The 14,676-nt window shown below is 58.8% G+C and carries 15 protein-coding genes and 1 tRNA gene; 4 read left to right on the top strand and 12 right to left on the bottom strand.

All coding sequences use genetic code 11. From position 1 onward, the window contains the following. Nucleotides 1–2 precede the first annotated feature (2 nt). Nucleotides 3–1,016 (bottom strand): tRNA (adenosine(37)-N6)-threonylcarbamoyltransferase complex transferase subunit TsaD, encoded by a 1,014-nt coding sequence (tsaD, locus tag ACJ8IP_RS17360; protein WP_004937199.1) that lies wholly within the window; start codon nucleotides 1,014–1,016, stop codon nucleotides 3–5. Between the two features lie 325 nt (nucleotides 1,017–1,341). Here tsaD and rpsU point away from each other — a divergent pair, with 325 nt between their 5' ends. The 3 genes from rpsU to rpoD all read left to right on the top strand — a co-directional run bounded on the left by rpsU (nucleotide 1,342) and on the right by rpoD (nucleotide 5,441). After that, complete coding sequence (gene rpsU, locus ACJ8IP_RS17365) at nucleotides 1,342–1,557, top strand: 30S ribosomal protein S21 (protein WP_001144069.1); 216 nt, start codon at nucleotides 1,342–1,344, stop codon at nucleotides 1,555–1,557. 136 nt (nucleotides 1,558–1,693) lie between these two features. Beyond that, the gene (dnaG, locus tag ACJ8IP_RS17370) at nucleotides 1,694–3,442 is read left to right on the top strand and encodes a DNA primase (RefSeq protein ID WP_164106463.1); all 1,749 of its coding nucleotides are present in this window, start codon (nucleotides 1,694–1,696) and stop codon (nucleotides 3,440–3,442) included. 157 nt (nucleotides 3,443–3,599) lie between these two features. Continuing rightward, complete coding sequence (gene rpoD / locus ACJ8IP_RS17375) at nucleotides 3,600–5,441, top strand: RNA polymerase sigma factor RpoD (protein WP_025304326.1); 1,842 nt, start codon at nucleotides 3,600–3,602, stop codon at nucleotides 5,439–5,441. Between the two features lie 55 nt (nucleotides 5,442–5,496). Here the strand turns inward: rpoD and ACJ8IP_RS17380 are convergent, their stop codons facing one another. Both ACJ8IP_RS17380 and mug read right to left on the bottom strand, forming a co-directional pair. Further along, the gene (locus ACJ8IP_RS17380) at nucleotides 5,497–5,964 is read right to left on the bottom strand and encodes a nuclear transport factor 2 family protein (RefSeq protein WP_042785405.1); all 468 of its coding nucleotides are present in this window, start codon (nucleotides 5,962–5,964) and stop codon (nucleotides 5,497–5,499) included. 16 nt (nucleotides 5,965–5,980) lie between these two features. Beyond that, the gene (gene mug, locus ACJ8IP_RS17385; protein WP_033644588.1) at nucleotides 5,981–6,469 is read right to left on the bottom strand and encodes a G/U mismatch-specific DNA glycosylase; all 489 of its coding nucleotides are present in this window, start codon (nucleotides 6,467–6,469) and stop codon (nucleotides 5,981–5,983) included. A 146-nt stretch (nucleotides 6,470–6,615) separates the two neighbouring features. Between mug and ACJ8IP_RS17390 the strand changes: the two genes are divergently transcribed. Further along, nucleotides 6,616–6,691, top strand: a tRNA-Ile gene (locus tag ACJ8IP_RS17390). 201 nt (nucleotides 6,692–6,892) lie between these two features. Here ACJ8IP_RS17390 and ACJ8IP_RS17395 read toward each other — a convergent pair. The 9 genes from ACJ8IP_RS17395 to ACJ8IP_RS17435 all read right to left on the bottom strand — a co-directional run bounded on the left by ACJ8IP_RS17395 (nucleotide 6,893) and on the right by ACJ8IP_RS17435 (nucleotide 14,675). Beyond that, nucleotides 6,893–7,123 (bottom strand): DNA-binding transcriptional regulator, encoded by a 231-nt coding sequence (locus ACJ8IP_RS17395; RefSeq protein ID WP_033644586.1) that lies wholly within the window; start codon nucleotides 7,121–7,123, stop codon nucleotides 6,893–6,895. Nucleotides 7,124–7,206: 83 nt separating this feature from the next. Beyond that, nucleotides 7,207–8,367: a phage late control D family protein gene (locus tag ACJ8IP_RS17400; RefSeq protein ID WP_442524460.1), complete on the bottom strand. Its 1,161-nt coding sequence runs from the start codon at nucleotides 8,365–8,367 to the stop codon at nucleotides 7,207–7,209. After that, on the bottom strand, nucleotides 8,364–8,849 hold the full coding sequence (locus ACJ8IP_RS17405) for a phage tail protein (RefSeq protein ID WP_015379102.1): 486 nt from the start codon (nucleotides 8,847–8,849) through the stop codon (nucleotides 8,364–8,366). Before ACJ8IP_RS17405 ends, ACJ8IP_RS17400 begins: the two co-directional genes overlap by 4 nt. A 4-nt stretch (nucleotides 8,850–8,853) precedes the next feature. Then, complete coding sequence (locus tag ACJ8IP_RS17410) at nucleotides 8,854–11,700, bottom strand: phage tail tape measure protein (RefSeq protein WP_442524461.1); 2,847 nt, start codon at nucleotides 11,698–11,700, stop codon at nucleotides 8,854–8,856. Further along, nucleotides 11,693–11,815, bottom strand: a complete 123-nt coding sequence (locus ACJ8IP_RS17415) for a GpE family phage tail protein (protein ID WP_023456045.1) — start codon at nucleotides 11,813–11,815, stop codon at nucleotides 11,693–11,695. The genes ACJ8IP_RS17410 and ACJ8IP_RS17415 overlap by 8 nt, the downstream gene beginning before the upstream one ends. Before the next feature lie 32 nt (nucleotides 11,816–11,847). Beyond that, complete coding sequence (locus tag ACJ8IP_RS17420) at nucleotides 11,848–12,129, bottom strand: phage tail assembly protein (protein WP_060457476.1); 282 nt, start codon at nucleotides 12,127–12,129, stop codon at nucleotides 11,848–11,850. 54 nt (nucleotides 12,130–12,183) lie between these two features. After that, on the bottom strand, nucleotides 12,184–12,693 hold the full coding sequence (locus ACJ8IP_RS17425) for a phage major tail tube protein (RefSeq protein WP_171884903.1): 510 nt from the start codon (nucleotides 12,691–12,693) through the stop codon (nucleotides 12,184–12,186). A 15-nt stretch (nucleotides 12,694–12,708) separates the two neighbouring features. Further along, nucleotides 12,709–13,878: a phage tail sheath protein gene (locus tag ACJ8IP_RS17430; protein ID WP_442524462.1), complete on the bottom strand. Its 1,170-nt coding sequence runs from the start codon at nucleotides 13,876–13,878 to the stop codon at nucleotides 12,709–12,711. A 275-nt stretch (nucleotides 13,879–14,153) separates the two neighbouring features. Beyond that, on the bottom strand, nucleotides 14,154–14,675 hold the full coding sequence (locus ACJ8IP_RS17435; RefSeq protein ID WP_442524463.1) for a tail fiber assembly protein: 522 nt from the start codon (nucleotides 14,673–14,675) through the stop codon (nucleotides 14,154–14,156). Nucleotide 14,676: the final 1 nt, after the last annotated feature.

Genomic DNA, 14,676 nt, shown 5'->3' on the forward strand with positions numbered 1-14,676 from the left:
TTTTATACCGCAGGCAGTTCCGCCAGCGGCCAGCGCGGCCGCACCGACACGCTCAGCTCCGGGTTGGCGCCGCTCTTCAGCCGCACCATGCCGGCATAGGCGATCATCGCGCCGTTGTCGGTGCAAAATTCCGGGCGGGCATAGAACACTTCCCCGCCGCGTTTCTGCATCATCTCCGCCAGTTTGGCGCGCAGCGTGCGGTTAGCGCTCACGCCGCCGGCCATCACCAGGCGTTTGAAGCCGGTTTGCTCCAGCGCGCGTTTGCATTTGATCGCCAGCGTATCCACCACCGCATCCTCGAAGGCGCGGGCGATGTCGGCACGCGTCTGATCGTCGTTGCCGTTGGAGCGGATGGTGTTGGCGGCGAAGGTTTTCAGGCCGGAGAAACTGAAGTCCAGCCCCGGACGATCGGTCATCGGCCGCGGGAAGGTGAAACGCCCCGCCGTACCCTGCTGCGCCATCTTCGACAGCATCGGCCCGCCGGGATAATCCAGGCCGAGCAGCTTGGCGGTTTTGTCGAACGCTTCGCCGGCGGCATCGTCGATCGATTCGCCCAGCAGTTCATATTCACCGATGCCGGTGACGCTGATCAGCTGAGTGTGGCCGCCGGAGACCAGCAGCGCGACGAACGGGAACGCCGGCGGGTTATCTTCCAGCATCGGCGCCAGCAGGTGGCCTTCCATATGGTGCACCGGCACCGCCGGCACGTTCCAGGCGAACGCCAGCGCACGCCCGACGGTAGCGCCGACCAGCAACGCACCTACCAGGCCCGGCCCGGCGGTATAAGCCACGCCGTCGATATCGGCCGGGGTCAGGTTGGCCTCTTTCAGCGCCGCCTGAATCAGCGGCACGGTTTTGCGCACGTGATCGCGGGAGGCCAGTTCCGGCACCACGCCGCCGTAGTCGGCGTGCAGCTTCACCTGGCTGTATAATTGGTTGGCCAACAAACCGGTTTGATCGTCATACACTGCAATTCCGGTTTCATCGCAGGACGTTTCTATACCCAGTACTCGCATTACATTTCCCATCATTCACGTGCGGCCGCCAGTCTACCACATTCCGCCGCATTTACCGCCGATGCGGCGCATCTTGTCACCGGCTTGCGCCTATGTCGATGATTCATCCAGAAAATGCCCGAGCGATTAAACACGAGCATTTTTTTCTGATTAGTCTATAATCAGCGCCCGGTGCAAAATTGCGCACGTTGCGGCAGAGCGACGCGGGTTTCAATTTGCGGTGATGCTTTACAAAGCAGCATCCATTGGAGTAAAATTCCGCACCATTTTGAAAAGGCTGGCGCTTGGCCAGCAGCAAACCGAATTTTATTGAGGTGAGAGGCACATGCCGGTAATTAAAGTACGTGAAAACGAGCCATTTGACGTTGCTCTGCGTCGTTTCAAACGCTCTTGCGAAAAAGCGGGTGTTTTAGCTGAAGTTCGTCGTCGTGAGTTTTATGAAAAACCAACTACCGAACGTAAACGCGCTAAAGCTTCTGCTGTGAAACGTCACGCGAAGAAACTGGCTCGCGAAAACGCACGCCGCACTCGTCTGTATTAATTCTTCGGGGGCAACCCCACCGCGTGAATTTCTGATTTTCAAAATCGCGCAGACCGAGTAGTTGCATACGAAGGCCGTGCTTTCCGAAAGGAATGCGCGGCTTGTTCTCGTTTATAGGCTAATGAAGTAAGGGCTTATGGCTGGACGAATTCCGCGCGTATTTATCAATGACTTGCTGGCTCGCACCGACATCGTCGATTTGATCGACGCCCGCGTGAAGCTCAAGAAGCAAGGCAAGAACTACCACGCGTGCTGTCCGTTCCACCACGAAAAGACGCCTTCATTTACCGTTAATGGCGAAAAGCAGTTTTATCACTGTTTTGGGTGTGGTGCGCACGGCAACGCCGTCGACTTTTTGATGAATTACGACCGACTCGAGTTTGTCGAAACCATCGAAGAGCTGGCGACCATGCACGGGTTGGAAGTGCCTTACGAAGCGGGCACCGGGCCGACCCAGATCGAACGCCATCAGCGCCAGAGCCTATACCAACTGATGGAACAGCTCAGCGCGTTCTATCAACAGTCACTGCAGCAGTCCTCCGGGGCGCCGGCGCGCAACTATTTGCAGCAGCGCGGATTAAGTGACGACGTTATTCGCCATTTCGCCATCGGCTTCGCGCCGGCGGGATGGGACAACGCCCTGAAGCGTTTCGGCCGCGACACCGACTCGCGCCGCGCATTGAACGATGCCGGCATGCTGGTGACTAACGATCAGGGGCGTTCGTACGACCGTTTCCGCGAACGGGTGATGTTCCCCATCCGCGACAAGCGCGGGCGCGTCATCGCCTTCGGCGGCCGCGTGCTGGGCGACGGCATGCCCAAGTACCTGAACTCGCCGGAAACCGAAGTTTTCCATAAGGGCCGCCAGCTGTATGGCCTGTATGAAGCACAGCAGAATCACCCAACCCTGCAGCGGCTGCTGGTGGTGGAAGGGTATATGGACGTGGTGGCGTTGGCGCAATTCGGCATCGATTATGCCGTCGCCTCGCTCGGAACCTCGACGACGGCTGAACACATTCAGCTGCTGTTCCGCGCCACCGACAACGTCGTCTGCTGTTACGACGGCGACCGCGCCGGCCGCGAAGCGGCCTGGCGGGCGCTGGAAACCGCGCTGCCGTACCTGAACGACGGGCGCCAGCTGCGGTTCATGTTTTTGCCCGACGGCGAAGACCCGGACACCCTGGTGCGCAAGGAAGGCAAAGAAGCCTTCGAACAGCGAATGGAGCAGGCGCAACCGCTGTCCACTTTCCTGTTCGAAAGCCTGCTGCCGCAGGTGGATTTGAGCAGCCCGGACGGGCGCGCCAAGCTGAGCACGCTGGCGCTGCCGCTGATTACTCAGGTGCCGGGCGAAACGTTGCGCTTGTACCTGCGTCAGGAGCTCGGCAACAAGCTGGGGCTGCTGGACGACAGCCAGCTCGACAAGCTGATGCCCAAGCAGGCTGAAAATGCGAATCCTTATCAGGCGCCCCAGCTAAAACGCACAACCATGCGTATACTGATAGGGTTACTGGTGCAAAATCCGCAGTTGGCTACACTTATCCCTTCCCTGGAAGGGTTGGAGCAGACCAAACAGGCGGGATTGCCGCTGTTCGTCGAACTGGTGCAGACCTGTTTGGCGCAGCCGGGCCTGACAACCGGGCAATTGCTGGAGCTGTATCGCGACAACAAATTCAGCCAGCAGCTTGAAACCTTGGCGACCTGGAACCATATGATCGTTGAGGACATGGTCGAACAGACCTTTTTGGATACGTTGGCCAGCCTGTACGACTCGGTGCTCGAGCAACGGCTGGAAACGCTGATCGCGCAGGCCAGAACGCGCGGCCTGAGCCCGGAGGAACGTGAAGAAGTCCGTTCCCTCAACCAGGTTTTAGCGAAGAAAAACTGAATACCAAACGGCTTAAGTGCCGATAATTGCGAGGGCAGAGCCCTGCACAGTGCCGCCATAGTGGGCCGCGGCGATAACGAAAACGCCCCAAATGCTATTGTTGGCGGTTTCGCCGACCGACACCAACCTAAATACTCTGAAGTGTGGATACCGTCTTATGGAGCAAAACCCGCAGTCACAGCTGAAGCTACTTGTCACCCGTGGTAAGGAGCAAGGCTATCTGACCTATGCTGAGGTCAATGACCATCTGCCGGAAGATATCGTCGACTCCGATCAGATCGAAGACATCATCCAGATGATTAACGACATGGGCATCCAGGTGATGGAAGAAGCACCGGACGCCGATGACCTGCTGCTCGCCGAAAACTCGAACAGCACGGACGAAGATGCGGAAGAAGCCGCCGCACAGGTTCTGTCCAGCGTGGAATCCGAAATCGGCCGCACCACCGACCCGGTGCGCATGTACATGCGCGAAATGGGTACCGTCGAACTGCTGACGCGCGAAGGCGAAATCGACATCGCCAAGCGCATCGAAGACGGCATCAACCAGGTGCAGTGCTCGGTTGCCGAATACCCGGAAGCCATCACCTACCTGCTTGAGCAGTACGATCGCGTCGAAGCGGGCGAAGCGCGCCTGTCCGATCTGATCACCGGCTTCGTCGATCCTAACGCGGAAGAGGACATCGCCCCAACCGCGACCCACATCGGTTCCGAACTGTCGAGCGAAGAGCAAGACGACGACGAAGAAGATGAGGATGCCGAAGACGACGACACCGAAGACGACAACAGCATCGATCCTGAGCTGGCGCGTCAGAAGTTCGCCGAACTGCGCGATCAGTATGAAGCGACGCGTCTGGTGATCAAAAAGAACGGCCGCAGCCATGCCAGCGCCGCGGACGAGATCCTGAAGCTGTCTGAAGTGTTCAAGCAGTTCCGCCTGGTGCCGAAACAGTTCGACTTCCTGGTCAACAGCATGCGCACCATGATGGACCGCGTTCGCACCCAGGAACGCATCATCATGAAGCTGTGCGTTGAACAGTGCAAAATGCCGAAGAAAAACTTCGTCACTCTGTTCGCCGGCAACGAAACCAGCGATTCCTGGTTCGAAGCCGCACTGGCGATGGCCAAGCCATGGTCGGAAAAGCTGAAAGACGTGGCTGAAGACGTGCAGCGCAGCCTGCAGAAACTGCGTCAGATCGAAGAAGAAACCGGCCTGACCATCGAGCAGGTCAAAGACATCAACCGTCGCATGTCGATCGGTGAAGCGAAAGCTCGCCGCGCGAAGAAAGAGATGGTTGAGGCCAACCTGCGTCTGGTTATTTCCATCGCCAAGAAATACACCAACCGCGGCCTGCAGTTCCTGGATCTGATCCAGGAAGGCAACATCGGCCTGATGAAAGCGGTAGACAAGTTCGAATACCGCCGCGGCTACAAGTTCTCGACGTACGCCACCTGGTGGATCCGTCAGGCTATCACCCGCTCCATCGCCGACCAGGCGCGCACCATCCGTATCCCGGTGCATATGATTGAGACCATCAACAAGCTCAACCGTATTTCGCGCCAGATGCTGCAAGAGATGGGCCGCGAGCCGACGCCGGAAGAGCTGGCCGAGCGCATGCTGATGCCGGAAGACAAGATCCGCAAAGTGCTGAAGATCGCCAAAGAGCCAATCTCGATGGAAACGCCGATCGGCGACGACGAAGATTCGCATCTGGGCGACTTCATCGAGGATACCACCCTCGAGCTGCCGCTGGATTCCGCGACTTCGGAAAGCCTGCGTTCCGCCACCCACGACGTGCTGGCCGGCCTGACCGCGCGCGAAGCGAAAGTGCTGCGCATGCGTTTCGGCATCGACATGAACACCGACCACACGCTGGAAGAGGTTGGCAAGCAGTTTGACGTTACCCGTGAGCGTATTCGTCAGATCGAAGCCAAGGCGCTGCGCAAGCTGCGTCACCCAAGCCGCTCCGAAGTGCTGCGCAGCTTCCTGGACGACTAAGTCCGGCGGTTGCACTCAAAACAAAAACCCCGGCCTACCGGGGTTTTTTTATGCCTCAGAACATGCTGTTGCCGCTGGCGGTTTTCTCCGGCACCGGCTGCGTCACGTCCCAGTGCTCAACGATTTTTCCGGCGCTGTCGAGACGGAAGATATCGATGATCGCCGCGGTTTTACCGGCCTCGCGCCCGCTGACTTCCACATGCAAAATCACATAGTCACCGTCGACGAACGCCTGTTTTACCTCACTGTGCGAGTTGGGATAACGCGTTTTCAGCAGCTCGACAAATTGACGAAAACCCGCCACGCCGTCTTTGGCGTTGGGGTTATGCTGCTTGTACTGTTCGCCCAAAAACGGCCGCGCCGCCGCAAAATCCTTGTTGTTCAGCCCCTGCCGATAAAACTCCAGCACGTTCTGCTTGTTGCGCGCTTCCTGTGGCGAATGTTCCTGTGGCGAATGCCCCGCCTGTGCAGCGCCGGTCACCAATAACAGCGCCATCACACAGCCTTTCATTATCGATGTCATCGCATACTCCCTTATGTCATTGCAGCGCCAGGAACAGCTCGCGATAGCTGGCGGTAAGCTGCTCCAACGTGGCGCGGTTCAAGCCGCTGGGGTTGGGCAATACCCACACCTCGGTTTGCCCCAGCATCATCGCCTGCTTGCCCCAGGGCGCGTTTTTCACCCCGAAGGCGGTGGTGAACGCCTGCTTGCCTAAAATCGCCAGCGCGCGCGGCTGGTAGCGCAGGATCTTCTCTTGCAGCGCCTCACCGCCGCTGCGCAACTCGTCGCGCGACAGCTCGCTGGCCGCCACCGTCGGGCGCGCCACCAGCGCGGTAATGCCGCAGCCGTTATCCTTCAGCTGCTGCCACTGCTCCGGTGCCAACTGGCTCTCGGTAAAGCCTGCCTGATGGATCACCTTCCAGAAGCGGTTGCTGCCGTTGGCGAAAGGGTAGCCCTGATGGGCGGAAGAAAGGCCGGGGTTGATGCCGCAAAACACCACCCGCAGGCCAGGCGCCAGAAGTTCCATGAGTATCGTGAGTCCATTGCAGGGATTTACTGCGGTTATCGCAAAATCCGCCAGCAATTACAACAGGCTAGAACTGTGCAGAAAAGCAACATACGGGCGGGTAACAGTAGACCGCCGCTTAAGGATTCCCTATAATCTCGCGGCTTGGCCCCTTAGCTCAGTGGTTAGAGCAGGCGACTCATAATCGCTTGGTCGTTGGTTCAAACCCAACAGGGGCCACCAAATTTTAGCTTTAAAATCATATAATTAAGCCACCTCTCAGGGTGGCTTTTTTCTTACCATCAACATCAGTGTCGCAAAAGTGTCGCTCTGTTTTTTTGAATCTCTCCCCATATCACACACCCCGACATAAGATAGTTGCCAGCCCAATGTACGCATTCCAATAAAAAACCCGCATTAAGCGGGTTTGTCTCTCTCAGTTGATCACATCCACATAACCTGCTGTTGGCCTGCCACACTAGCGCCAACCGGATGCGGGGGAACAGCCCTGACCTGCCCCGGCGTCATAATCGCACTGTCATAGGTCTCCATCGTTTTAAACGTGTGGCCGCAGTTAATATTTTGGCACTGGTGATAACGTTCTTTCGTGTGCTGACTCAGATAGCGGCTGGTACGGGCATGGGCCGCAGTCTGGCATAATGGGCAATGGAACATTATTAATTCCTCATCAATGGCTCTTGCCACGATAATACGCTCTGTGATCTGGATTTGAATTAGCTTTAATCTAATTTACAAATTCATAAAGCGAAGTCATGTACGTCATAAATCACATCCGACAGCAAAACCTCAAACTCCAGCGCCGTCGTAAAACCTCCGTTACTCAAATTGTGCGTGACTTTGCTCACTATCCAGTCTTGCGCATCGATCGCCGCTTTAAACCCGCTGACGCGTACCGGCGTTTCCGGCGTGATGTTAGCCCGCCCCACCGCCAGCGACAGTGAGAACTCAGCCACACCGCGCTGAAGCTTTTCCCACTTGGCCTGTGCGGCGCGCATCGCGGCGGCCTTGGTGGCGTAAATTTTGGTGATCGCAAACACGTTATCGTCAGCCCCCACCAGATAGTCGCCTTTCGCCGCCTCCGCCGGTTTCCCCGGTTTTTTACTGCTGCCCGGCTTCGCCTTCGGGTGTTGCAGCGCGCGCAAATGCTGCTCTTTTGGCTTGCGCTGCAGCTTCACTTTCTTCGGCTTCGGCTGTTTTGTATTGAGCCAGCTCGCCGTTACGCCGGTGTAGGCATCCCGATCGGCAATGCTGAAACTGTGCTGATCGCCATCCTGCCGGGTGATGGTATACACCGACAATGGCTTCCCACCTACCGTGGCGCCGTTCCCCGGTCGCAACAACAGCAGAGCGCCATTTTTCACCGCCGCCACCGCGCCGTTGAGCGTTGCCAGCCGGGTAATAAATGCCGCGTCCGTCTCCTGCGTCTGGTCAATATGGCTGATTTTGATGGTACCCAGACCGGCGGCCAGCGAGGCTTTCAGCTTATTGCGCGCAGCCACCTTCTTCACAATGTCGCCCAGGGTGGTGTCGTGGTAGGACTCATCGCGCCGGGTGTTCAGCGAGCCGCGAAAATCCGCACTACGCGCGCGAATAGTCAACGTGTCCGGCGCGCCCCGGTGTTCGACCTCATCGACCGTAAACTGGCCTTTTGGCGTCAATGGCAAGCCTTGCCAGCCGAGCGCCAGCGACAGCACCGCATTGCGCTGAGGCATCGCCATCAGTCCGTCGCTGTCGTCCAGCTCGATGTCGAGCTGGTCGGCCTCAAAGCCCCGGTTATCCGTCAGCGACAGAGAAATCAGCCGCTTGCGGATGTTCTGCGTGATGTCGTTATCCTGTAGCAACAGCGAGAAATCCGGGGCAACTCGCGCCCCCGCTGGCAGGCTTACGCCGGTGATCATGATAACAATCCTCCCATAGCACCGGCGGCCTTCCCGGCCATCTCTCCGGCTTTATCGTACAGTTCCCCGGCCTGCTGGCGCAGATCGCCAAACATCGCAGACAGGGATTCATCGACCCGCTTCAGGTTGAGCGTGAACTCTGTGCGGCGCGGGCTGCCGTCGGCGAAAAACTCAGAATGCGTTTCAGAAATCGACTCGATCACAAACATGCCGTAAATCGTGCCGGTGCCTTCAATCAGCGGCCACGCCCGGCCCTGCTCGGCCATCAGTTGCAGCGTCAGCAGTGACCAGCGGCCGCCGGTGATCTCCGGCAGCAGCACCCCAGACAGCGTGATTTTTTCCTCATCCATCCCCAGAAATTGCGCCGCCGGGCGCAGGCCAACGCGGGCGTTGCTCGGCCAGCGATATTCCGCGTTGCGGCTCATGGATTGATACGGCAGCGTCTGCAGCATAAAAACAAACAGGCCCAGCGTTAACATCATGGTTTTACCCTTCGTAGTTCATGCGACTGCGCGCGGCGGCCGCTTGTTTGCGTCGTTCGGTCTCAAGCTGGCGCGAAACTTCGCGGGCAATAGATGCCGCGTCTTGGCCGGGGGCGCCGTACACCTGAATCGTGATCGGGGCTGGCACCGTGGCAGGTGCAGCAGCCGGGACCGACGCCATCACCGGCGTTGACAGCGATAACATCGCCGCCGACAGCGCCGCCGTTTTCCGGCGCCCGGTGACATTGGCCGGGCCGTTGACAATCTCCGGGCCACGCTCACCGACGATGCCGAACTGGCCGCGCGGGATAATGCCGCCCTTGTCGAATGCCCCTGCATAGCCCGGCCCCGGCATCAGCTCAGGCACCGGGCGATTGTATGAAATCGCCGGGTTAACCTCCGCCTCATCGTCGCCAAACTTCATCCAGTCCGGCAGCATATCCGTGAGGCCTGAAAACTTGTCTTTCAGCGCCTGCCAGCGCTCGCTAATGCCGTCAATGACCCCGTTAATCATGTTCATCCCGGCTTCTTTGAACTGCCCCGGCAGTGCTTTAGCGCCGTTTACTAGCCCCTTCCATTTGCCATTAAGCCAGCCGGTCAGCCGATCCCATGCCTGAAACGTGGCGGCGCTCAGCGCCAGCCATGCCGCGTTAACACGCTCGCCGATGGTGTCCCAGACGGCGGCGGCACGCTCTGCAATGCCGCTCGCAACGCCCCAGATGCCGGTCAGCAGGCCGGGCAATCCGCCCAACAGCTGCAGCGGCAGGCTCAATCCGGCCGCGACCCATTCACCGAACATGCGCCCATAGCGCGCGGCGTTCTGGAGTTCGGCCTGTGAAGATTTCACCGGCTCGATCAGCTTGCCGAACCACTGCCAGACGTTGCGCACCATGCTCAGCAGCGGCGTAAATGCGCCAGCCAGCGGGACAAGCGCGGCGCGCATCGGCGCAAAAGCGGCGCTGAAGCCTTCGCCAATACCCGTTAAAAAGGCGCTGATAGGTTCCCAATATTTACGGATAGTCAACGCCACACCGGCAATCACCGCCGCCGCCGCGACCACCGGCAGGGTGATCACACTGAATGCGGCCGCAATCCCGGCGCCGACGGTGGTAAAGACCGTTCCCAGCAGCCCGGCCCCGGCGATCAACATATTGACCCCGGCCATCACCGGCCATGCAATAAGGCCCAGCGCAGCGAGGCCACCGATCAGGGCCGTAACGCCCGCCGTGACTTTCACCAGCGTGCCGACCAGCTCAGGATTGGCCTTCACCCATGCCCCCGCCTTGGTGAGCCATTCGGTGGCGGAAACCGTGAGTTTGCGCAGCGCTGAGTTCTGGCCGTCGAACACCTCAATGCGCACGTCCTCCCACGCCGAAAACAGGTTTTTCAGGTCGCCGTCGAGGTTGTCCACCTTCACTCGGGCAATCTGGGCCGTAGCCCCTTTTGACTGGGTGACGGTGCTGTGTTTTTCGCTCAGCTTGCCGTTACCGGCGGCGTCAATCAGCTTGATAGCGCCTTTCATCGCCTCTTCGCCGAACATGACTTTCAGGTATTCGGCCTGCTGCGCGGTGCCGAGCTTGTTGGTTTTAAACGAGCCGTTAATTTTCTTGAGGATGTTCGCGATCGGCAGCATGTTCCCTTTGCCGTCCTTTGTTTTTACGCCCAATTCTGACAACGCATCAGCCGCCTGCCCGACGGGCGCCTGTAACCGCGTAAACATCGCACTGGCCGCCGTACCGGCCATAGACCCCTTGATGCCGTTATCTGCCAACACGCCCAGCAAGGCGGTGGTGTCCTCGATACTGGCCCCGGCCGCCTCGGCGATCGGCGCGACGTACTTCATCGCCTCGCCAAAATCCATCAGGTTGCTGTTCGAGCTGGTGAAACCTTTGGTCATCACATCCGCGACGCGCTGGATCTCGTCTATCGGCATGTTAAACGCCGATTGCATGTTGGTGATGATGTCGGCCGCGTCGGCGATGTCCAGATCGGAGGCCAGCGCCAGATTTACCGTTGATTCGGTCGATTTCAGAATGGCATCGCCGTTAAAGCCGGATTTCGCCAATACGGATTGCGTGCGCGCGACGTCCGTCGGCGAAAACGCGGTCGTGGCGCCAATATCCCGCGCCTGCTGGCGAATGGCGGCCAATTGCTTGTCATTTTTCGCCAGCCCTAACGTGGCTTGCGTGTCTGACATCTGCCTGTCGAACTGCACCCCCGGTGCAATAAACGCCCCTTCAGCGACCAGCCCGGCGGTAGCGATACCCAGCCCGGCCGCGCTGGTATTACGGACAGCCGCAGTTGCCGATTGCCCGGCCCGGTAACGCGCGCCGACGCGATTAACCTGCTCTTGTTTCTTGCTCAGGCGATCCAGCTCGCCGCGCTGGCGGCCAAGCGCTGTCGTGGCTTCGCTGGCGCTGGCCTTCAACCGGCGCTGTTCTGCGCTCAGGTTCCGGGTAGCGATGCCGTCAGCGTTGAGCGCGTCACGCTGGCGCTGCACCGACTGGCGCAGGCCGTTGTATTTCGTTTGCAGCTCGGCGGCGGCGCGCTTTGATGCCTCCAGCAAGCGCGCTTGCTGCGCCGTGGGCTTTTCCGTCGCCTTGAACTGGACGGCCAGCGCGGCCGCCTCTTCCTTGGCTTTCTTCAGTGCCTTGCCGGTAACGGCAAGCTGTCCCTGCGCCTTGCGAAATCCCTCAATCCGGGCGCTTTGCGCGTCCAGAGCCTTGAGGGTTTGCTGCGTGGTTTTGATGTCACCGGCAAGCTGTTTGCTTGCCTGTTGGATACTCTTTAGCGGGCGGGTGGCTTGGTCTACGGCCTTCAGCAGCACCTGTAGCTGCAGGCTTTTACTCATCGTGATTAACTCCGCTGCGTTGTAGTGCCAAATGGCGCCAGTTCAACAGCTCCGTGAGCGTCATTCCGGCCATTTCAGACGGCGGCCAGTGGAAGATCACCGCGATGTCCGCCATCAGGTCATCAACGCCCAGCCGGGCGTCGGGGATTACGCTGCCGAGTTCGGCGACAAAAAACCGACCACTTTCCCGGCCAGCGCCACCAAATCCGGCAGCTCAAGGCGCGCGCATTCTTCTTTTGTCAGGTTCGGCACGGTCACACGCGGCAGCACAACCAGCAGCGCGTCAACGTCGGCGTTGGCGATCGCCGCCAGCCCGACGCCGCGCAGCGCGCCCGCGTTCGGTTTAATCACCTGCACCTCGGTGATGGTGGTTTCACCACGCTGGATCGGGGTATCGAGGGTAACGGTATTTTCTTTTACGTCTTTCATGGTGTTCTCTCAAATCAGGGGGAAAAGGGCCAGCCCGGCGGGCTGGCGCCCAAATTACAGGCCGATCGCCTTGCGATGCTCGGCCAGGCGGTCAACGCCGTTGACCTTTTCGACCATGTTCACGGTATCGACCTCGATCAGCTCTTTGCTGTCCACGGTCAGCTTGAAGTAAGTACACTCGGTGGATACTTTGGTTTCGGTATCCTCACCCTGCTTGTACTCGCCAAAGTCAATTTCTTTGTGGCGGCCACGCATCACCACTTCCACAGCGGACACCTCGCCGGTGTCGTCACGCTGGAAGGAACCGGCAAAGCGCAGCGGCACGGCATCGACGGCGCCCCACTGCTTCAACACCAGCTCATCAATGCCGCCCATCGACCACTCAACGGCCAGCGCGTCATCGTCCAGCCCCATATCGATGGAGGCCGCACCGTTCATGCCACCGCCCCGGTATTTCTCCAGCTTGCGGGTGAGCTTCGGCAGCGTCAGCGAGGACACCACGCCCATGTAGCTGTAGCCGTCGTTGAACAGGTTCAGGTATTTCAGTTTTTTCGGCAGTGCCATGTTCTAACGTCTCCTTTAGCGGCTCACTGATGCCGCAAACGTCGCCAGATAGCGATCGGTGATACGCTGGCGCAGGGTTAAATCTTCCAGCGGTGGCACCGGCGTGTAGTCGTAATCGATAAACAGCTTGCCCGCCTTCAGGGTTGCGACAGTGTTGGCGCTTTCGTCGTACCAGCAATTACCGTCGATAATCAGCCCGGCGGATTTCAGCTCGCGGAATTTCGCGTTGATACCGTCAATCATGTCGCGCACCAGCGTAGGCGTTACCGGGCGGTCAACAGCCCATAGATGCGCCTCGGCCATGGTATCGGCCAGCACCTGCGCGGTGCGGGTGTAGTTCTCGAACAGGAACAACGGATCATCGGAACAGGTGCGGGAACCCCAGAATTTAAAGCCGTCTTTGCGGATCAACGTGGTGACGCACGCTTGGTTTAACAGGTCGGCATCGGTGCCGGGCGCCTGCAAATCCCAGAACACGCTGGCGGTGATGCCGGTCACGCCGTTAACACCGACGTTTGAAAGCGTCTTATGCCAGCCGGTTTCCGTGTCGATTTTGGCACGCAGGCCCAGCGCGCGGGCGGTGGCATAGGCGATGTCGCTCTGGTTGGCGGTGGTGTTCCAGCTGACAAAATCCGGCCAGATCAGCATCAGCTCGCGCTGGCTGAAATTGTCGCGGTACTTAATCGCCTCTTGCACGGTTTTGCAGCCGTAGGCACTGATATAGCCGAACGCGCGCAACTGCTGGCAAATCCCGGCCAGCGCCGTCGCGACCTCCTGATTATCCAGCCCCGGCACGCCGAGGATGCGCGGCTTAACGCCCAGCTCAGCCTGTGCAGATAACAGCGCTTTCATGCCGGTGTAACGGCCTTCAGCGTTCGCGCCGCCGATGATGTTGGAGGTGGTTTCCGCAGCGTCTTTGCCGGTGGCAACGCGAACAACCACCGTGACCGGCTTCGCCTGTTCGGCGATCGCCCGCAGCGACGCCGCCAGCGTGCCTTTTTTACCGGCCTTGCCGGAGGCGGCCAGCACATCGGTGATAAGTACCGGGGTATCGAGCGGGAAAACCGACGCGTCGGCATCCTCCGCCGTGCAGACCATGCCGACGATTGCCGTCGATACGGTGGAAATAACGCGGGTGCCGTCGTTGATTTCGACGACGCGCACGCCGTGATGATAATCGCCCATTAATTTGCTCCGGGTGGTGAGTAGGTGCAGGCATGATGACGCCCGGCGCGCCGGGCCGCACGCGGTGGGTGCTGGAAGGCCGACCAGACAACAGGCCGGGCCGGATTGGGAGATTTTGAGGAAATAACGATCGCTCGCGCCGATCAATAACGCTGTATTGATCTATGCAATCAATTGGACGGATTTTAGCCGGGCGGGGTAATGTCGAAAGGTAGATGCGGCAACATCAGGGAATACCGCAAATACAAAAGCCCGCATCGCTGCGGGCTTTTTTCTTAGGCGGCGGGCGCCACCGGCCAGTCAATTTCCGGGGCTGACATATCAAGACGATTCAGCGTCACGCGGTATTTTTTCCAGTCCGCCAACAGCGCTTTTTCTGCCTCGGTCGCCATATCCAAATCAACAGCATCCTGAAGCGGCGCAACAGCCTTACCCGCGATCGCCAGTAATTCATTTTTTCTGGCTTCAGCCCTCGCCATCATTTCTTCGGCAGAATAGGCGCGCGGGCTCACCTTCTTACCGTCAAACACCCACTCACCATTAGCCAGACAGCGCTTTGGCAGTTTCGTTGGGTTCAGCTCAATAACCGATAAGCCAATCGGCCACAGCATCGACACATCGCTGTTAATCGCGCAGATAATGCCGCTTTCGTCATAAGCCAGTTTTACGGTGTCCGGCGAAAACAATTTTTGCGCAGCGTACCAGTCAATACCGTTATCATCCTGAAGATAAATCACGTTCTCGCCGAGGAATAATTCTTCCGGCGTGTATCTCATCAAATTCTTAATGTGTTGCATT

Source organism: Serratia sp. CY52157 (assembly GCF_052168495.1).
In the GTDB taxonomy this organism is placed as follows: Bacteria; Pseudomonadota; Gammaproteobacteria; order Enterobacterales; family Enterobacteriaceae; genus Serratia; species Serratia ureilytica.

Bases quoted from the DNA above. Each gene is read 5' to 3' on its own strand.
- tsaD (WP_004937199.1), bottom strand. From the start codon at position 1,016: ATGCGAGTACTGGGTATAGAAACGTCCTGCGATGAAACCGGAATTGCA.
- rpsU (WP_001144069.1), top strand. From the start codon at position 1,342: ATGCCGGTAATTAAAGTACGTGAAAACGAGCCATTTGACGTTGCTCTG.
- dnaG (WP_164106463.1), top strand. From the start codon at position 1,694: ATGGCTGGACGAATTCCGCGCGTATTTATCAATGACTTGCTGGCTCGC.
- rpoD (WP_025304326.1), top strand. From the start codon at position 3,600: ATGGAGCAAAACCCGCAGTCACAGCTGAAGCTACTTGTCACCCGTGGT.
- ACJ8IP_RS17380 (WP_042785405.1), bottom strand. From the start codon at position 5,964: ATGACATCGATAATGAAAGGCTGTGTGATGGCGCTGTTATTGGTGACC.
- mug (WP_033644588.1), bottom strand. From the start codon at position 6,469: ATGGAACTTCTGGCGCCTGGCCTGCGGGTGGTGTTTTGCGGCATCAAC.
- ACJ8IP_RS17395 (WP_033644586.1), bottom strand. From the start codon at position 7,123: ATGTTCCATTGCCCATTATGCCAGACTGCGGCCCATGCCCGTACCAGC.
- ACJ8IP_RS17400 (WP_442524460.1), bottom strand. From the start codon at position 8,367: ATGATCACCGGCGTAAGCCTGCCAGCGGGGGCGCGAGTTGCCCCGGAT.
- ACJ8IP_RS17405 (WP_015379102.1), bottom strand. From the start codon at position 8,849: ATGATGTTAACGCTGGGCCTGTTTGTTTTTATGCTGCAGACGCTGCCG.
- ACJ8IP_RS17410 (WP_442524461.1), bottom strand. From the start codon at position 11,700: ATGAGTAAAAGCCTGCAGCTACAGGTGCTGCTGAAGGCCGTAGACCAA.
- ACJ8IP_RS17415 (WP_023456045.1), bottom strand. From the start codon at position 11,815: ATGGCGGACATCGCGGTGATCTTCCACTGGCCGCCGTCTGAAATGGCC.
- ACJ8IP_RS17420 (WP_060457476.1), bottom strand. From the start codon at position 12,129: ATGAAAGACGTAAAAGAAAATACCGTTACCCTCGATACCCCGATCCAG.
- ACJ8IP_RS17425 (WP_171884903.1), bottom strand. From the start codon at position 12,693: ATGGCACTGCCGAAAAAACTGAAATACCTGAACCTGTTCAACGACGGC.
- ACJ8IP_RS17430 (WP_442524462.1), bottom strand. From the start codon at position 13,878: ATGGGCGATTATCATCACGGCGTGCGCGTCGTCGAAATCAACGACGGC.
- ACJ8IP_RS17435 (WP_442524463.1), bottom strand. From the start codon at position 14,675: ATGCAACACATTAAGAATTTGATGAGATACACGCCGGAAGAATTATTC.